This window comes from Neobacillus oceani, from assembly GCF_046237595.1.
In the GTDB taxonomy this organism is placed as follows: Bacteria; Bacillota; Bacilli; order Bacillales; family Cytobacillaceae; genus Bacillus_D; species Bacillus_D oceani.
The window spans coordinates 1,257,600-1,273,068 of record NZ_CP143543.1 but is presented as its reverse complement, the minus strand read 5'-3'; the positions used below and the strand labels follow the sequence as shown (position 1 = coordinate 1,273,068).

Genomic DNA, 15,469 nt, shown 5'->3' with positions numbered 1-15,469 from the left:
TCCATTAAGGAAGAGGTTTTATAAACAGAGTCTATAGAGTCTACACCCTCCCTTATCTTCCAAGCTAAAATGCTTGCTGGACTTAGCACCTTATCACTGAAATATAATTTGAGTGATGGTTGCTGCAGGATCTCTGGACCAGATTCCTCCCCTGCTCTTAATAAGGAAAATATTCATTTTTTTAAGATTATTCTCATAATAGTTTACTAAAATAATACTGTCAAGTGTTAAACTTTTTTGTTAGATAGAAGTGACCAGCTTTCCCTGTTATTTTTTCCTTCAAAATCCGTTTCAACCAATGTTTCAACGTGCAACTAAATGTAGCTGGGCAGGGAAGCATTTTTCGGTTCAGCCACTTCTCATTTTTTCAAAAAAACTTAAAAGCTCTTTTCCAGCTCATCCACAATCGTACCAATATGGGCGATGGCCTGTTTGATGACGTCAGTTGTGCTCATGTTGAGCCCGGCCATCTTGTACAGGTCGAAGCCGCCCAATGTTCCTCCACGCTTAAGGACCTCTGTCCACTGCTCGCCGACGGAAACCCCTTCCTCCTTGATCCGGTTTGCTACGACAGTGGAAGCGGATGTGCCAATCGAGTAGGTGAACGGATAAAGGCCCATATAATAATGCGGCTGGCGCATCCACGTCAGTTTCGCGCCTTCATCGATTTCGACGGTGTCTCCCCAGAACTCCGATAAAATCGCGCCTTTCGTGTCGCTGATGACACTTGTCGTCAACGGAATCTCCTGGTCTGCCATTTTATACAGCCTTCTCAACAATTCGGCTTCTAGAATATGGGTAACGCAATTATGGTGGTAGCTCATCATCAAGTACATATTCAGCCAGCGGTGCAGCCTCGGGTCATCACGTTTTTCACGAAGGTACTGGACAATTAAATGTTCGACCAAGGTGGACGGCGCCTCGACGAATAACAGAGACCCGCCATTGTTAATGAACTTCTGGTTTTGAGCGGCAAGCGTGAGATGAATGGCGTGTCCGAGCTCATGGCCGAGGAGAATCACATCGAACAGATTGCCTCCCCATGGGTAAAATGAATAGCCATGCACACCATGGACGCCGCCTCCGAATGCGATCATCCTCCGCCCGACGTTATCGCCCCGGTATACCCAGCGGTCCGTGAAAACCTTCCGCATTTGTTCCTGGTATTCAGGTCCGAGCACCCCAACGGCTTCAACGATGATTTCCCCTGCCTCTTCGTAGCTGATGGGCGGATCAAAATCAGGGTCAAGCGGTGCTTTAACATCCGAGAAAAGCAATTTGTCGAGGCCAAGCTGACGTTTCCTTAGGCGCGCATACCTTTGCATATGCGGGGCAAGTTCCTGCTGGAACGTATCGAGCACATCCTCAAAATAGCCTCGGGGAATGCCATCCCCTGAATAAAAGTTGTTGTCCGCCGGCGAGTCATAGTGAAGCAGAAAATCCATCGTCGTTGGATACTGGCGCAGTTTCGCAATCGCCACATTTTTATGTATTTCGTTCTTCAGCGTTTGGGCGAGGCCATGCTGATAGTTCTTCAAACCATTAAACAGCGACTGGTACGCATTCCTGCGCAGCACTGTATCCGGGGACGTTTCGACCTGGGTCATGTACATGAAAAGTGAAACCGGTACTTCTTTTCCATCCTTGTCCTTCACCGGCTCGAACTTCAAGTCTGACGCAGTAATCGTTAAATAAGTAGAGTTCGGTGCATTCAAGGTGCGTCCAAGGGATGACAGCAAACTTTCCATTTCCGGCTTTAGAGAGTGGTCGCGCAGGTTATCGATTTTCTCGAGGAACCGGTCATACGTGTGCAGGCCGCTTTCCTCTTCTTTGTAGGTTTGCAGGGTATCTTTCGGAAGTTGCAAAAATTGGTTCACGACCACCGTACTGAGGCTGTACGATTTTTTTCCAAGAGACTGCGAACGCCCAAGCCTGCGCTGGTTCTCCGAATCGGTCCCATCCTCGGAGTATTTGTAAAAAGCGTAGCTTGATACCCTGCTGAACCTTTCCATTAAGCGGTCGAATTGTTCAAGCAAATCCAGGGTGGCTTTCGCATTAGCCAGTGCAATATTGCGTTGAAGCATCCCATCCAAATCTTCCCCAACCTGAATGTACGCCTTTTCCCAGTCCTCATCCGATGCAAAAATCGGCGTCAAATCCCACGTTTCCTCCACCGGCACATCCTTACGGGTAATCACACTCATCGTAAACTCCCCTTTTTTTAGAATACGTAATATTCTGATAATATCATTTTTATAGACGGTATATATATGATTTTCCCTTAAAAGGGAGATTTAAGTTTACAGGTTCAGTGGAACAGACGATGAGCCATTTTAGTCAAGCTGGAAACAGGTCTTTCATGCATTAAACGATGACTTAATGCCCGAACAGCAGTGTGGGACGGTCATTCGGGCGTTAAAAGAGGATTTAACGACCGAACAGCAATGGGCAGCTGGTCATTCGGGCACTAAACAATGACTTAATGCCCGAACGGCAGTGTGTAGCCGGTCATTCGGGCGTTTAAAGAGGATTTAAGGACCGAACAGCAAATATTAACTGGTTCAGTATTGAAGTACAAAATTCGAATTTATGTGCTATTCATACAGATAATTCGCTTTTGAATTAGCACGTGTTTTAGCAGTTAAATGAACTTACAAAAAGCTCAGAACAGCCCTGAGCGTTCTTTATAGTGATGCTTTGTGGAAAGTAAGCACCCGTTTCTTTAAGTACAATACTTCGCAATCTACTTTATTAATGAAACCAAATAGGCGATGTCCTGTTAAAGAAGCATCGCCTATTTGAATTTGACAGTATGGACTAAATAAACATTTATTAAAAAAGCACAATTCCTTGTACTAGGATTGTGCCCGATGATTAAAAATTATTGAATACTAAAAGTTACCTTTTATAAATATCGTTAGATGAAAACCATTCTATAAAATGTTGATACGGATAATATGTAGTTCCTTTCAATTCGACTTTTGGTGCATCAGGAAATTTGCTTAGCAGTTCGTTTACTTCTTCTTTACTTAACCCTAAATAAAGATACAAATCCCTTTCTTTTATTAATGTGGGGTACCCAGAGAAACTCCCTTTTGAATTTTTAAAGTTCTTTAATCCATCTCCTATAAAATAGCCCAAAAATGCTAATCCTGCACCTATCCAGAAAAAACTTATATCCATATGTATTATCCCCTTCCTATTTACCGATTGTAAAAATAAGGCGACTGCTTATTATGCAGTCGTATCCCCGCTGGTTCAAAATGTCAGTTGAGGTCTGTCACATAAATTATCATTATTGGACTGTCAACTTTTTTTACCATCTCTCTTATTCTTTTTAACACTCTTAAATAGATAGAAAACACCAATTAAAAAACTAATATTACCACTACCGAAATAGCCCCAAATTGTAAAAGGGCCTTAGCTATTGCTGATAAGAAATTCATTTCATCCCCCCTTAAAAATTGTATTATAAGTAAAATCATACAACATAAAACTGAGATGAATTGTAAAGTTTTCCTAAACTAACCTACCCCGTTTAATTAGGATTCCAACAGAAAAGAGTGATTAATCCGGATTAAAGTGAAAGTAATTCCTACAACTCGCTCTTTAGTTTAAAAACAATTATTTCAAATAATGGAAAATTTTACAACGCAATTCAACTAGGCTGACAATAACTCTGTCATCCTAACTAAACGGATTGCGATTAGGTGCTAAAATACCCTAACAGATAACCATGATATATCACAAAAAGATGCAGTCCAATTCAGTTGCGAATTGGACTGCTAATTTGGTGAGAGTTAAGTTTTTGTACTCGAAAAACCGAACCCTTTAGAAATCAAAACGATTGGTTTCTTTAAAGGTTTTGGCTTTTTATAAAGAGAGGTTTGACGAATCTCCCCAAGAACAAACATGCTCTTATTCTGGTGTCCGGATTACAAGGACGTCGCATTTAGCTGAACGCACGATTGATTCGGATACGGAACCAATTAAGAACCGCTGGACCGTGGTGAGGCCCGTAGCACCACAGATGATTATATCAGCATCGACTAAGGTGGCAACCTCATCAGTGATGACCGTTCTAGGAGAGCCGTATTTGATGACTACTCTTACTTTATCAATTCCTTCTGCCCTGGCTTGTTTTCTGTATTCCTCTAAAAGTTCCTCAGACACGCTCTGTGCGCGTTCAATCGCTGAACGCTCATAAGGACCGAATGAGCGTGTATCGATTACGTTTACTATAGTCAATAAAGAGTCTTCGTTGCGTCTTGCAACATCAATGGACTTGCGAAATGCATATTCAGCTTCTTTTGAACCGTCAACAGCTACTAATATACTTTCATATTGATTCGCCATTTTCTTATCTCCTTACTACAACTTATTACTTTAAACAAAATGTATAAAATCTAATTTCGCGCAAGTTCTTTTGACTTTACCCTTACTGGAGACGTTTGCTTTACATCGCTTGACCTTATTACAAAAAATGAGCTGATTAATCCAACGACGGATATACCTGTAATGAAGTAGAATGCATATTTGACTCCCGCCGCTAATACTTGGGGCTCTGTTGCGCTTGGAAATTCTGTGATAAAACTGCTTTGGCCACTAGTAAATACAGTGATTGCAATAGCTGTTCCCGCTGCGCCAGCTACTTGATTCAATGTATTCATAGCCGCTGATCCATCGGCATATAACTCACGGGGCAATTGATTCATCGCATTGGTTTGTGACGGCATCATTACCAATGTCAGCCCAAAGAATAAAACCATGAATGCCGCCACTACTTGCCAGGAAGGTGTTGAATCTGAAAGGATAGTGATAAAACCTAAATTCGAAATTACGATTAAAGCGAAGCCGGATATGACGAAATAGCGGGGCCCCCACTTGTCAAAGAGAGATCCAACGATCGGCGACAAAATAACGTTGACGGCATTCCCAGGAAGCAATAGCAGGCCTGCCACAGCGGCACTAAATAATAAAGCACCCTTTAAATAAAGCGGCAATAGAATGGCAGTTGATAATATGATTAAAATACCAAGGAACATAATCAACGTTCCTAATGTGAACATCGGATACTTAAATACACGCAGGTTGACCATTGGCTGGTCCATATTCATTTGGCGAACCGCGAATAATACCAAGGCGACTATCCCTGCAAGCAGCGGAACTAGTACGTTGGAAGATGAGAGAGCTTCTTCCGCCATTGTGCTCAATGCAAAAATCAAGCCACCGAATGCGATTGTTGATAGTAGAATTGACAATACGTCGATTTTTGGTTTCGTAATCTCTGAAACATTCACGATTTTAGCTGTGGCAAAAGCAATTAAGAAAAGATTGAAAACAGAGCTTATCCAAAAGATGTAGGGCCAGCCCAATGTACTAATAATCACCCCGGAAAGCGTTGGCCCTAATGCTGGCGCCAATGTAATGACAAGGCCCATAACCCCCATTACCACTCCGCGTTTTTGGATCGGGAAAATGAGTAAAACCACGCTGAACATGACAGGAAGCAAAAGGCCTGTTCCCATTGCCTGTACTAAACGGCCTGCTAGTAAAACAGGAAAACTTACTGATAGGGCTGCTAAAATCGTCCCAATAAGCGAAATGATTAATCCCCCTGTAACTAACTGTCTAGTCGTAAACCATTTCATTAAAAGTGCTGAAACCGGGACTAAAATTGCCAATACCAATAAATAACCGGTTGTTAGCCATTGTGCTGTCGGAGGCGTGATTTTAAATTGCTCCATAACATTCGTTAGCGCCATATTTAGTGCGGTTTCACCAAATAAACCAATAAAAGCACCTAACATTAAGATACATGCCATTGCTTTTGGATTTTTCACTTGAATTTGTGTACTCATAACAATCTCCTTTTAAATAACTAAGACTATATTATTATCGGACGACTTTTGTTTTCGTCATAACCAAGCTAAGCCCTTCTACAAAAGCTGTCCTTTTTTTGCTGAAAAACAAGATGATTTTGATTCGATTTTCAGCTATTTTCCCTTTCCGCCGTACACCCCCGCCTACAGACGATTTTTTAACTATACCAATATAAATGTTTATATGTCAACTAGGTTGACAAAATTATTTTTTTTCATACCAAGACCCAATTTGACTATTTTTAGGGTAAACAAATGTTTAAACGGTTAACAGGAGCAAAAAATAAATGGCCCTATTGAATGCGGAATTCAATAGAGCCAGTTTATTTACAATTTTAAAATGAACGTAATTAATTGATCTTCACAAGCTGTTCTCAAAAGTGTCATTAAAAACATTCTCTTGTACACTATTAAAATTATACATCCAGATTCCTGACGTAAATGGCATTTTCCTCAATAAACTGGCGTCGGGGCTCAACCTTTTCACCCATTAATAAATCACAAACCTCATCCGCTTCTTTGGCATCATCCAAACTTACCTGGAGCAATGTCCTTGTCTCCGGGTTCATCGTGGTGTCCCATAATTGTTCCGGATTCATTTCTCCAAGGCCCTTATACCGCTGCAGGTTGGGTTTTGGGGAATTTGGCAGGATTGCCAGTGTTTTTTCCAGTTCAACGTCATTGTAGGCGTACTGAACTTTCTTTCCTTGCTGAATTTTATATAACGGAGGCTGTGCGATATAAATATAGCCGTTTTCAAGTGTCGGCCTCATGAATCGGTAGAAAAATGTAAGCATAAGGGTACGGATATGGGCACCGTCCACGTCTGCATCGGTCATGATGACAATTTTATGATACCGCGCCTTCGTGATATCAAATGAATCCCCTATTCCTCCGCCAATCGCCTTGATAAGGGTTCCTATTTCAGCATTTTGCAAGATTCGGTCCATCCCGGCTTTTTCGACATTCAAAATTTTTCCCCTTAGTGGCAAGACGGCTTGAAAATGGCGGTCACGCCCACCCTTTGCTGATCCCCCGGCAGAATTTCCTTCTACGATATAGAGTTCACTAATGGACGGATCTTTTGAGGTGCAGTCCGCAAGCTTGCCCGGAAGTGTTGATATTTCCAAAGCACTTTTTCTTCTTGTCAATTCACGTGCCCGCTTTGCGGCAATCCTCGCTTTTGAAGCAAGAGTACATTTCTCAACGATCTTTTTTGCTACTGAAGGATTTTCGAGCAAAAACAGTTCAAGCCTTTCCGAAAGAATGTTTTCAGCGGCTGGTTTTACTTCGGAGTTGCCAAGCTTCGTTTTGGTTTGCCCTTCGAATTGCGGATTAGGATGCTTGACCGAAATAACTGCAGTTAGCCCTTCCCTGACATCCTCTCCGGAAAAATTGCTTTCATTCTCTTTAATGGCCCCGGATTTCCTAGCGTATTCATTAATCGTTCGCGTTAAGGCTGTCTTAAATCCAACCTCATGCGTCCCGCCTTCATGGGTATGAATGTTATTTGCGAATGAGTATAACGTCTCTTTGTAGCCTTCGTTATATTGAAGCGCGATTTCCAGGGATATTCCTTTATGGTGGCCTTCTATGAAAATCGGTTCTTCATGAAGGACAGTTTGCTTATCGTTTAAATGCTCAACATAGGATTTTATCCCACCTTCATAGTAGTATTCATTCTTGATGTCTTCTACCCTCTTGTCTAAAATGGAGAACATGACCCCTTTATTCAAGAAAGCCAGCTCACGTAACCTAGTTGATAGAATTTCATAATCATACTCAAGTGTTTCTGTAAAAATTTCACCATCAGGAGCAAAATGAATGGTAGTGCCTGTATGGTCTGTTTCACCAACAACGATTAATTCTCCTTGCGGAACACCGCGGACAAATTTTTGGTAATGGATTTTTCCGTCCCGGTGCACATATACCTCCAATAACGAAGATAATGCATTTACGACGGACGCGCCTACACCATGCAGCCCACCAGATACTTTATATCCCCCACCTCCGAACTTTCCCCCGGCATGGAGCACAGTCAAAATAACCTCTACCGCGGGCCTTCCTTCCTTCTCAAGGATTCCAACCGGGATTCCCCGGCCATTATCTGTAACCGTTATACTATTATCTTCTTCTATTACAACGTTAATTTCATTGCAATATCCGGCAAGTGCTTCATCTACACTATTGTCCACAATTTCCCAAACAAGATGATGAAGGCCTCTGCCTGATGTGGAACCAATGTACATCCCCGGCCGCTTGCGAACCGCTTCAAGCCCTTCCAAAACCTGTATCTGACTGGCATCATATGCCTGCTCTTGAACTCCTACCTGTGCCATAAAAATAATCCCCTTCACCACTCCGGCTTTAACAATAAAGACAGACATATTGTCAACAAAGTTGACTATTTAAATGTAAAGAAAAACCTCCTTATTGTCAACTTCTTGACATTAAGGAGGGTATTTTTTTAAGAAAAAACCTGATGAGATCTACACTCATCAGGTTGAATTAACCCTATTCACCAATTTAGTTTAGCTCTGTACATAAATGTTTTTCTTCAAATAATTATGGAAATGCGTTCTCCCTTTGACAATCTTGAACTAGGCTTTATGACTTGTTCATTTAATTGAATCGTTCCTTTTTCAATCTTCTCTACGATTTTTGAGCGGCTCCAATCCCCAATTTGGTTTGCAAGTACTTTATCTATTCGATGTTTTCCTATTACATCATCCAGGACAATGTGTATCTCCTTTACTCCTTGTTCTGCCAAGCTGATTATCGGAATGGCTGACATAATTGAAGATTCTTCTTTCTGCTCTTCAATTTCAGAAACATGCTCTGAGAACGTTTTATATATAGCTAACTTTTTGTTCCACGTATGATTTTTTTCGCATTTGTAAATCGCAAATTGGTATATGCTTTTTCCGTTTGCATTATGCCTTCGCACATTGGTATCTGTAAAAACGGATAGTTTGCCACACATTTTGCAGTGCTTCTTTACAGCTTGTTCTGGTATGTGAGAAAGTCTCCAGTGGAGTGTTATATTTGACATTTATCCTTCACCTCTTAAAAAGATAAAGGAACGCAAGCATCTATTTGGATATCTTGCAGCGCACTATCAAATTAAAATTAAAAAGGAGATCCTACACAAGGACCTCCTTTCGCAACGTGACTACAGGGTTGCCTGGTTCCTTTGTAATGAGTAAAATGGGCATACTACCCCCTTGGAAAAAAACATTGTTTTTTTGAGGGGTGATACTATCCAATTTATTGTTCATTACAAAGTAAATGTTGGCATACGTGTTCTCCTGCATCCTTTCTATCCAAATAGAGTTATTTACATTTTACCGTATACTTCCATTTAAATGCAAACGATTACAATCTCACTTACGCTGTGAATTAGGTGCTCGTATGAGGTCTTCTATTGCAAATGCCGTAGTTTATCGGGATTAGCAACCGTGTAAATCGTCTGAATTCGATTGTCGTTAAATGCAAAGGAGTAAACATATTGCAGGTGATCATCGGTTGTTAATATTACTCCAGGAAGCCCGTTGACTGTAGTAAATGAGAGAGAGAACTTCCCTGCATACATTTTCAATAAACTTTGAAGCAATTGGATCACACTGGCGGCACCGAAAATAGGTATCCGGGCGGCCTTTACTTTTCCGCCGCCATCTGTGTACATTGCTACATCTTCACTAATAAGATCCAATAATTGATTTACGTTGCCATTCAAAATAGACTGGACAAACTCTTTTACTATCGATTCCGCCATTGAAATCGAAGGTTGTTTCATAGGATCATATTCCATGCTTTTTTTCGCGCGGTGAAATATTTGCCGGCAATTTGCATTGCTTTTTCCAAGAATTTCAGCTATTTCATCATACGAGTATTGGAAGACATCACGAAGTAAAAAGACGGCTCTTTCCGTTGCATTTAGTTGTTGTAATAATAGCAAATATGCGGTTGAAATGGATTCCTGTTGCAAAAAGACTTGTGAAGGATCGTTCGGTGAATTCTGTATTTCAAGCAGTGGTTCTGGAAGCCACGGCCCGACATATACCTCGCGTTTTTTTGCGGATGATCGTATTAAATCCAGACAGCGATTGGTGACTATCCTACATAGGTACGCTTTTTTATTCTCAATCTGTTCGCGGTTGGGGAGCTGATCAAAGGTTATAAACGCTTCCTGGACAATATCCTCCGAATCCATCACGCTGCCTAACATACGGTAGGCTAAGGAAAAAAGCAGAGGTTGATAGGTTCGATAAAGTCCTTCCATACTCATATTTTGATTTCCTCTCTCGTTTTTAATATTTGTGAAACGGCTCGTTTCGCGCTAGCTACGGATGCATCAACGACCAGCTCCCCGTGCGACGCCCAGTCACCAGCCACATATAGTCCCTCAATTTCAGGAACAGACGGACCTGGATTCTCGATTCTTTTTATATGAGGAAAATCATGGACAACTGTCATTTTCGGTAGGAACTGTCTGATAACTAATTCATTCCGCCAGCCGGGTTGAGCCACATCTAACACTCGCTCCAACTCAACCTCATCCTTCACTGCATCTGTTTGCGGCCCCTGATATTTAAAAAGTGAGACCAGTTTTGTCCCATCATCACTCATGATAGCTGGCCTTGGTTTTCCCTCACGTGTTTGATGTGTAAGGAATATTGGTTGATCCAATCCATAGATAAATTGATGCTCATGTATAGGAAGCTGGCGCAATCCAACATCCAGACATGCAACAGTAACAGGAATGGCTTGCTTATTCCACTTGTCGAGTGCTGTTTGATCCGCATGGGGAACTAGTTTGTGAGAAATGGAAGGTGGTGTAGTTAGTATAACATGCGATGCTTCTATTCTAGTGCCATCCTCACATAAAATCGAATGTACTTTTTGATCTCGATGTTCGACTGCAGCCACTTTACAACCGGTGACGATCTCCACTCCTTGTTGGACAGCAAGCTGACGCAGTTCTTCTACAATTGTCCCCCATCCTTTATCGAGATACAAGACTCCTTTTAGTGCACGCTGCAGCTGCTTTAAGGCAGGGCCGGCAGCATGTAATTCAGGAGCAAGCACATAAGTCGATGTTCGGAGCAGTGCATAGAACACGTTGCGCAGCATTGGATCATGTAATTGAGTTTCAATCCAATCACGGATACTGATCTTATCCCAAACACTTGTGTCCATTTTTACTAATTTAATGAACCATTTTCCAAATTCGAGCTTTCCTCTCACGCTTAGGAGAGGCGATTGAAAGAAGGAGGATGTGTTCGTTGGTAAGGGCAATAATTGTTCTTTCCACATCCCGTAAGAATCAATAGAAGGTGTGCTTCCCTCAAGCCGTAATCCGAGTTCGCGAAATGCTTCATATGCTTCCCCTTTATACAGTGCATGCGCGCCCAAATTAAAATATACCCCCTGCTTTTTGTTCGTGATCGCTCGGCCTCCCAATTGCTTTTGCTGTTCCAATACAATGGTTCGTTTCCCTGCTTTTGCTGCATAGATTGCACTCGTTAAACCCGCAATTCCCCCGCCTACAATAGCCACTTCATACTTTGTCATTGATATCATCCTTTCGATCATTTACAAACATAACGGATGAGTGAATGATTTTGTGACAAAAAAAGGGCAATCAGAAATATCTGGCTGATTCGAATGGGACAGGTTTTCTGTATTAGAACCATTTCTTATTTAGCTAAAGGAGCAGGTTAGTGAAAAAATATTTTTATAATTTTCCAAAAAAAGTATTGAAAATGCCATCAAATAGGTTTATATTTAATATAACCTTTTGGTTATATGTCTGGAAGGAGGGAATGAAAATGCCAGATGTCTATCGAGCTTTAGGTGATCCTACCCGCCGTCGCATATTAAGCATGCTTAAACAAGGAAGCAAAACCCAAAAGGAGATAGTTGAAGCATTCGATATCTCTCAACCAGCAATTAAGAAGCATTTAACTATTCTATTGGAGGAAAAAATAATTTCAGAGAGATTAAATGGGAAGTATCGTATCTATTCGCTAAACCCCAACTCGCTCCAAATCGCTTACCAGGATATGCTTCAATACATCGGAGAACTACTCGATAATCAGCTCATAAGTCTAAAAAATTATGTTGAAAGAGGAGAGATTCAAGATGAACAAGACTAAAGATTCCGTCAAAAGAGAAATTGTTATTAATGCCACTTTAATGGAAGTATGGGATGCTTTGACTAAGCCAGAGCATTTAAACCGTTGGTATACAAAACATGCGGAAATAGATTTTTGTGTAGGTGGAAAAGGTTACATGAATCATGGTTGGGGAGCAACGACGGAAGGTGTATTCACGGAAATTGATGCCATGAAACACTTTGTAATTCAAAGTATGGATGGTGATTTTACCACTATCACTACATTAGCAGAAGTTGAAAATGGTGTTAAGGTGAGTATTGAATATCAAGCTTCCTATTTGAGTGAAATGTCCCAAGCTATAAAAGAAAATATGTTGTTTGGTACAGGCCAATTCTTGGAAAATCTGAAGAGTGTCTATGAAACTGGTGATGATATTCGTGCAAAGTTGTGGAGAGTATGGATTGGTATTACACACACAACTAACGAGGGGGCTATAGGTACAAGAGTATTAAAGGTAATGGAAGGTTCAGTAGCTGCAGCTGCTGGGATTGAACCTGAAGACATAATAAAGGAAATCGATCAAGAAGAGATCGTTGGGTATGAATCATTTGAAAGAGCATTAAACAAAAAAGCTGTTAATCAGACTGTTACCTTAACAATAGAAAGAAAAAGTGAAAAATTACAATTAAGCTGCCTTGTGGATGCTTATCCTGTACCTTATTAAACATACCACGAAGATCGTAGATAAACTTTTTCTTCAAGTAACGGGTGCGTTAATCCAAGGATTAGCGCCTGTTTCTCATTTGGATTATTGACCGATTAGTATTTAATAGAACAAATGATTTTGGTAATTTAACGCTATTTATAACACTTTGTTTCACTATGATTTTATATCCACTCGTTGCATTTGCCGTTTCAAGAAAATACCAATAATAAAGAAGAGGACGTTGATCCTTTTTAAAAGGATTAACGCCTTTTTTATAGAATACTTTAACTAAAGGGACAGGTAGATGAAGGATACAGTATTAATTGTGAAATAAAAACAGACAGGTTTCCCTGTCTACTTTTAATGGTTATCCATCTTGTCAGAAATAGATTTAAGGATAGTATTCCTTTCCTTCTGTATTTTAAGGAAATTTACTAAAAACCAAATTACAAAGACAATTGGAGCCACGTAAAATAAAATTGTTAAAATTGGTAGAAAAGCAAAAACTGTATCACCTGACATTCTTAACCCCCCTATTAGTTAATAATACCATAAAGGAGGAAGCCGTTTGTTATATTCAAAATCAAACTATTTGCTGTGATAATAACATTATTATCTGTATGTGCTAGTATTTTTGGCAAAGTAACACAGAGATACTAATGCAGTTCTCCCTAAAAACAATAAGAAAATCCTTATTCAACAAACGGGGAGTTCAATAAATCGGAAGGGAAAAGGGATATAAAAAGGGAATTCCTTGATAAACCATACTAAATAAAGGAGAGGTAGTTTATGAGTAAATCATTTATTGAACAAGTACATTATATTAGAATTCCGGTAAAAAATTTAGAGCAGTCTGCACAATGGTATAGAGATATATTAGGGCTTCAATTATTAACCATTACTGAGGATCCATTTGCCATTATAAAAGTTAATGAGGGACCTTTTTTACTTATCTTAGTTCCTACTGAAGATGATACATTTGCACATTTTACAATTCGTAATGTCCCAGCCTTTAGTATTGGTTTTACAAGTCCAAAATTATCTGAATTTCATACACACCTTATTGAAAATGGTGTTAAGGTTGAGGATATAAAAGAGGATAATGGACATGCCTATTTCCACTTTTTTGATTTGAATGGCAATAAACTCCAAGTACACTGGTAGCATTATAAGCCGAACATATGCGGTATTCATTTCTTGCATATGGCTGGCTTTTTTGTATGCAAAAAAAATACTGCCATAAACGGAAATTTTTATTCGCCAAATACAGTATAAGGATCTGCAATTGCAGGTACATACAGCGCCTGCCCTTCTTTATTTTTAAAAACATAATAAGGTTGCATTACTTGTCTTGAAGTAAAGGCTTGTTGTTCATGATAGGCTATTTCAATATCTGTTATTACAAATTCATCAACATGACCATCGAAGTCTGGAACAAATTCATAGATATCCAGGAGAAGCCATTTTCCCTTTTTTAATTCCTCTGTTGCTTCATTTGGTGAACGTGTTGGATAATAACTTTCCTCAATAATTGGTTTTCTTCTTCCTGTGATTGAAACAACTCGACCATCCTTATCAAAACCGACCCGTATTGGTTTGTCTACATACACTTTGTACCCATTTATATTTCGATAAAAAGTAACCGTCCAGCCCCCGTCCTTGTGTTGAACTGTTGATGGGTTTGAATCAGGCATTATTAATTTTCCAAGAACCTCTTTCGCCTTTTTTTCGATCTCATTTTGTTGAGGATGATCCATTTTTTCAGTAAGCGGATCTATGCCCCCAAAGTATATCCCTGAATAGGAGGGGTGATAATCTAGAAATTCGTGGTATTGGGTAAACGATTTCAGGAGTTCTTTATGATGGGATGGGTAGCTGCCTTGCATATAAACAGGGAGTTCTTTTGGTATGGTTGGAAGTTCAGTATCAAGTTTAAACTGTTTTATCGATACATTAATATCTAGAAGGTTGTGTTTTAATTCCCCAAATGCAGTCCTTTCTAATTTTCTTGGTTTATCGGTTGCCCAGAATTGCCCTTCCTCGGGAAAAGCCCGATCCGATTGCTCGCCCCATTCTTCAGGAGACCATATACATGGCTTGCATCTTAACCTAGGCTTTTCTTCAATTTTTATGTTTAGATTATTACCAGTTTTATTAACATTTTTTGCCTTCGGTTCATCATGGGATTCGCAGCCTGAAAGAATGAAAGATAAAATTATCATCATAAGCCCCATTTTCCTTATGACACGCACTATACCCACATCCTTTAATAAATTTTGCTTACCTAATATACGTATGAAGCAGATAAAAAATTTCAATTTTGGTTTGCTTTTTTTCTTGATCTTTTTAAATTAACGAAAGGATTTTGGAAATAAAAAGTCTAATTCCTCCGCATGATTACTGGGAATTAGACTAATGATCTTCAATAATAGCATTTCTCTTAAATATATTTTGTCTCATCTATAGGATTTGACAACAGCGTTTTTTCGAGCTCAAGCCTCATTTTCTCGGTTTCGATTAGATAGTTTTCGTGTTTGAGCTTTTCCAGTTCTAGTTGGTCTTTCACTATACTGGCTGTTATTTGTGACTGCTTTCGTATATGACTTGTAATTATAGCAGTTATTGGGATACTAAATATCATAACAACAGGAACTAATATCATAATAGCAGCAATTGTGCCGCTCATGGCAACTCCTCCTTTTTATTGAAATATATGTATAAATAAAATGATAACAAACTTTTCTGAAAACTTATAATGAATT

The 15,469-nt window shown here is 39.8% G+C and carries 13 protein-coding genes and 1 riboswitch; of the genes, 3 read left to right on the top strand and 10 right to left on the bottom strand.

The window, feature by feature from the left end; genetic code table 11:
* Positions 1-49 precede the first annotated feature (49 nt).
* Positions 50-167, bottom strand: a riboswitch (SAM riboswitch).
* 210 nt (positions 168-377) lie between these two features.
* The 8 genes from V1499_RS06440 to V1499_RS06405 all read right to left on the bottom strand — a co-directional run bounded on the left by V1499_RS06440 (position 378) and on the right by V1499_RS06405 (position 11,456).
* Entirely contained in the window at positions 378-2,204 is a 1,827-nt protein-coding gene (locus V1499_RS06440) for a M3 family metallopeptidase (protein WP_409274742.1), read from the bottom strand.
* 694 nt (positions 2,205-2,898) lie between these two features.
* Entirely contained in the window at positions 2,899-3,183 is a 285-nt protein-coding gene (locus tag V1499_RS06435) for a DNA-binding protein (RefSeq protein ID WP_409274740.1), read from the bottom strand.
* Between the two features lie 735 nt (positions 3,184-3,918).
* Positions 3,919-4,356 carry a universal stress protein gene (locus tag V1499_RS06430; RefSeq protein WP_409274738.1) on the bottom strand — a complete coding sequence of 146 codons (438 nt, stop codon included), beginning with the start codon at positions 4,354-4,356 and terminating at the stop codon, positions 3,919-3,921.
* Between the two features lie 50 nt (positions 4,357-4,406).
* Positions 4,407-5,861, bottom strand: coding sequence for a DHA2 family efflux MFS transporter permease subunit (locus V1499_RS06425; protein ID WP_409274735.1), 1,455 nt, complete (start codon positions 5,859-5,861; stop codon positions 4,407-4,409).
* Positions 5,862-6,298: 437 nt separating this feature from the next.
* Complete coding sequence (gene gyrB, locus V1499_RS06420; protein ID WP_409274733.1) at positions 6,299-8,221, bottom strand: DNA topoisomerase (ATP-hydrolyzing) subunit B; 1,923 nt, start codon at positions 8,219-8,221, stop codon at positions 6,299-6,301.
* 218 nt (positions 8,222-8,439) lie between these two features.
* Positions 8,440-8,934, bottom strand: a complete 495-nt coding sequence (locus V1499_RS06415; RefSeq protein WP_409274731.1) for a S4 domain-containing protein — start codon at positions 8,932-8,934, stop codon at positions 8,440-8,442.
* A 369-nt stretch (positions 8,935-9,303) separates the two neighbouring features.
* Complete coding sequence (locus V1499_RS06410) at positions 9,304-10,170, bottom strand: RNA polymerase sigma-70 factor (RefSeq protein ID WP_409274730.1); 867 nt, start codon at positions 10,168-10,170, stop codon at positions 9,304-9,306.
* Entirely contained in the window at positions 10,167-11,456 is a 1,290-nt protein-coding gene (locus V1499_RS06405) for a phytoene desaturase family protein (protein ID WP_409274728.1), read from the bottom strand. The genes V1499_RS06410 and V1499_RS06405 overlap by 4 nt, the downstream gene beginning before the upstream one ends.
* Before the next feature lie 257 nt (positions 11,457-11,713).
* On the opposite strand from V1499_RS06405, the gene V1499_RS06400 reads away from it, so the two are divergent.
* The 3 genes from V1499_RS06400 to V1499_RS06390 all read left to right on the top strand — a co-directional run bounded on the left by V1499_RS06400 (position 11,714) and on the right by V1499_RS06390 (position 13,871).
* On the top strand, positions 11,714-12,040 hold the full coding sequence (locus V1499_RS06400; RefSeq protein WP_409274727.1) for an ArsR/SmtB family transcription factor: 327 nt from the start codon (positions 11,714-11,716) through the stop codon (positions 12,038-12,040).
* Entirely contained in the window at positions 12,027-12,725 is a 699-nt protein-coding gene (locus V1499_RS06395) for an SRPBCC domain-containing protein (RefSeq protein ID WP_409274725.1), read from the top strand. The genes V1499_RS06400 and V1499_RS06395 overlap by 14 nt, the downstream gene beginning before the upstream one ends.
* A gap of 771 nt (positions 12,726-13,496) precedes the next feature.
* Positions 13,497-13,871, top strand: coding sequence for a VOC family protein (locus V1499_RS06390; protein ID WP_409274723.1), 375 nt, complete (start codon positions 13,497-13,499; stop codon positions 13,869-13,871).
* Between the two features lie 89 nt (positions 13,872-13,960).
* Here V1499_RS06390 and V1499_RS06385 read toward each other — a convergent pair whose 3' ends face one another.
* Both V1499_RS06385 and V1499_RS06380 read right to left on the bottom strand, forming a co-directional pair.
* Positions 13,961-14,959: a hypothetical protein gene (locus tag V1499_RS06385; RefSeq protein WP_409274721.1), complete on the bottom strand. Its 999-nt coding sequence runs from the start codon at positions 14,957-14,959 to the stop codon at positions 13,961-13,963.
* Positions 14,960-15,147: 188 nt separating this feature from the next.
* Positions 15,148-15,393: a hypothetical protein gene (locus tag V1499_RS06380; RefSeq protein WP_409274719.1), complete on the bottom strand. Its 246-nt coding sequence runs from the start codon at positions 15,391-15,393 to the stop codon at positions 15,148-15,150.
* Between the last annotated feature and the right edge of the window lie 76 nt (positions 15,394-15,469).

Bases quoted from the DNA above. Each gene is read 5' to 3' on its own strand.
- V1499_RS06405 (WP_409274728.1), bottom strand. From the start codon at position 11,456: ATGACAAAGTATGAAGTGGCTATTGTAGGCGGGGGAATTGCGGGTTTA.
- V1499_RS06410 (WP_409274730.1), bottom strand. From the start codon at position 10,170: ATGAGTATGGAAGGACTTTATCGAACCTATCAACCTCTGCTTTTTTCC.
- V1499_RS06430 (WP_409274738.1), bottom strand. From the start codon at position 4,356: ATGGCGAATCAATATGAAAGTATATTAGTAGCTGTTGACGGTTCAAAA.
- V1499_RS06440 (WP_409274742.1), bottom strand. From the start codon at position 2,204: ATGAGTGTGATTACCCGTAAGGATGTGCCGGTGGAGGAAACGTGGGAT.
- V1499_RS06395 (WP_409274725.1), top strand. From the start codon at position 12,027: ATGAACAAGACTAAAGATTCCGTCAAAAGAGAAATTGTTATTAATGCC.
- V1499_RS06415 (WP_409274731.1), bottom strand. From the start codon at position 8,934: ATGTCAAATATAACACTCCACTGGAGACTTTCTCACATACCAGAACAA.
- V1499_RS06425 (WP_409274735.1), bottom strand. From the start codon at position 5,861: ATGAGTACACAAATTCAAGTGAAAAATCCAAAAGCAATGGCATGTATC.
- gyrB (WP_409274733.1), bottom strand. From the start codon at position 8,221: ATGGCACAGGTAGGAGTTCAAGAGCAGGCATATGATGCCAGTCAGATA.
- V1499_RS06390 (WP_409274723.1), top strand. From the start codon at position 13,497: ATGAGTAAATCATTTATTGAACAAGTACATTATATTAGAATTCCGGTA.
- V1499_RS06380 (WP_409274719.1), bottom strand. From the start codon at position 15,393: ATGAGCGGCACAATTGCTGCTATTATGATATTAGTTCCTGTTGTTATG.
- V1499_RS06400 (WP_409274727.1), top strand. From the start codon at position 11,714: ATGCCAGATGTCTATCGAGCTTTAGGTGATCCTACCCGCCGTCGCATA.
- V1499_RS06435 (WP_409274740.1), bottom strand. From the start codon at position 3,183: ATGGATATAAGTTTTTTCTGGATAGGTGCAGGATTAGCATTTTTGGGC.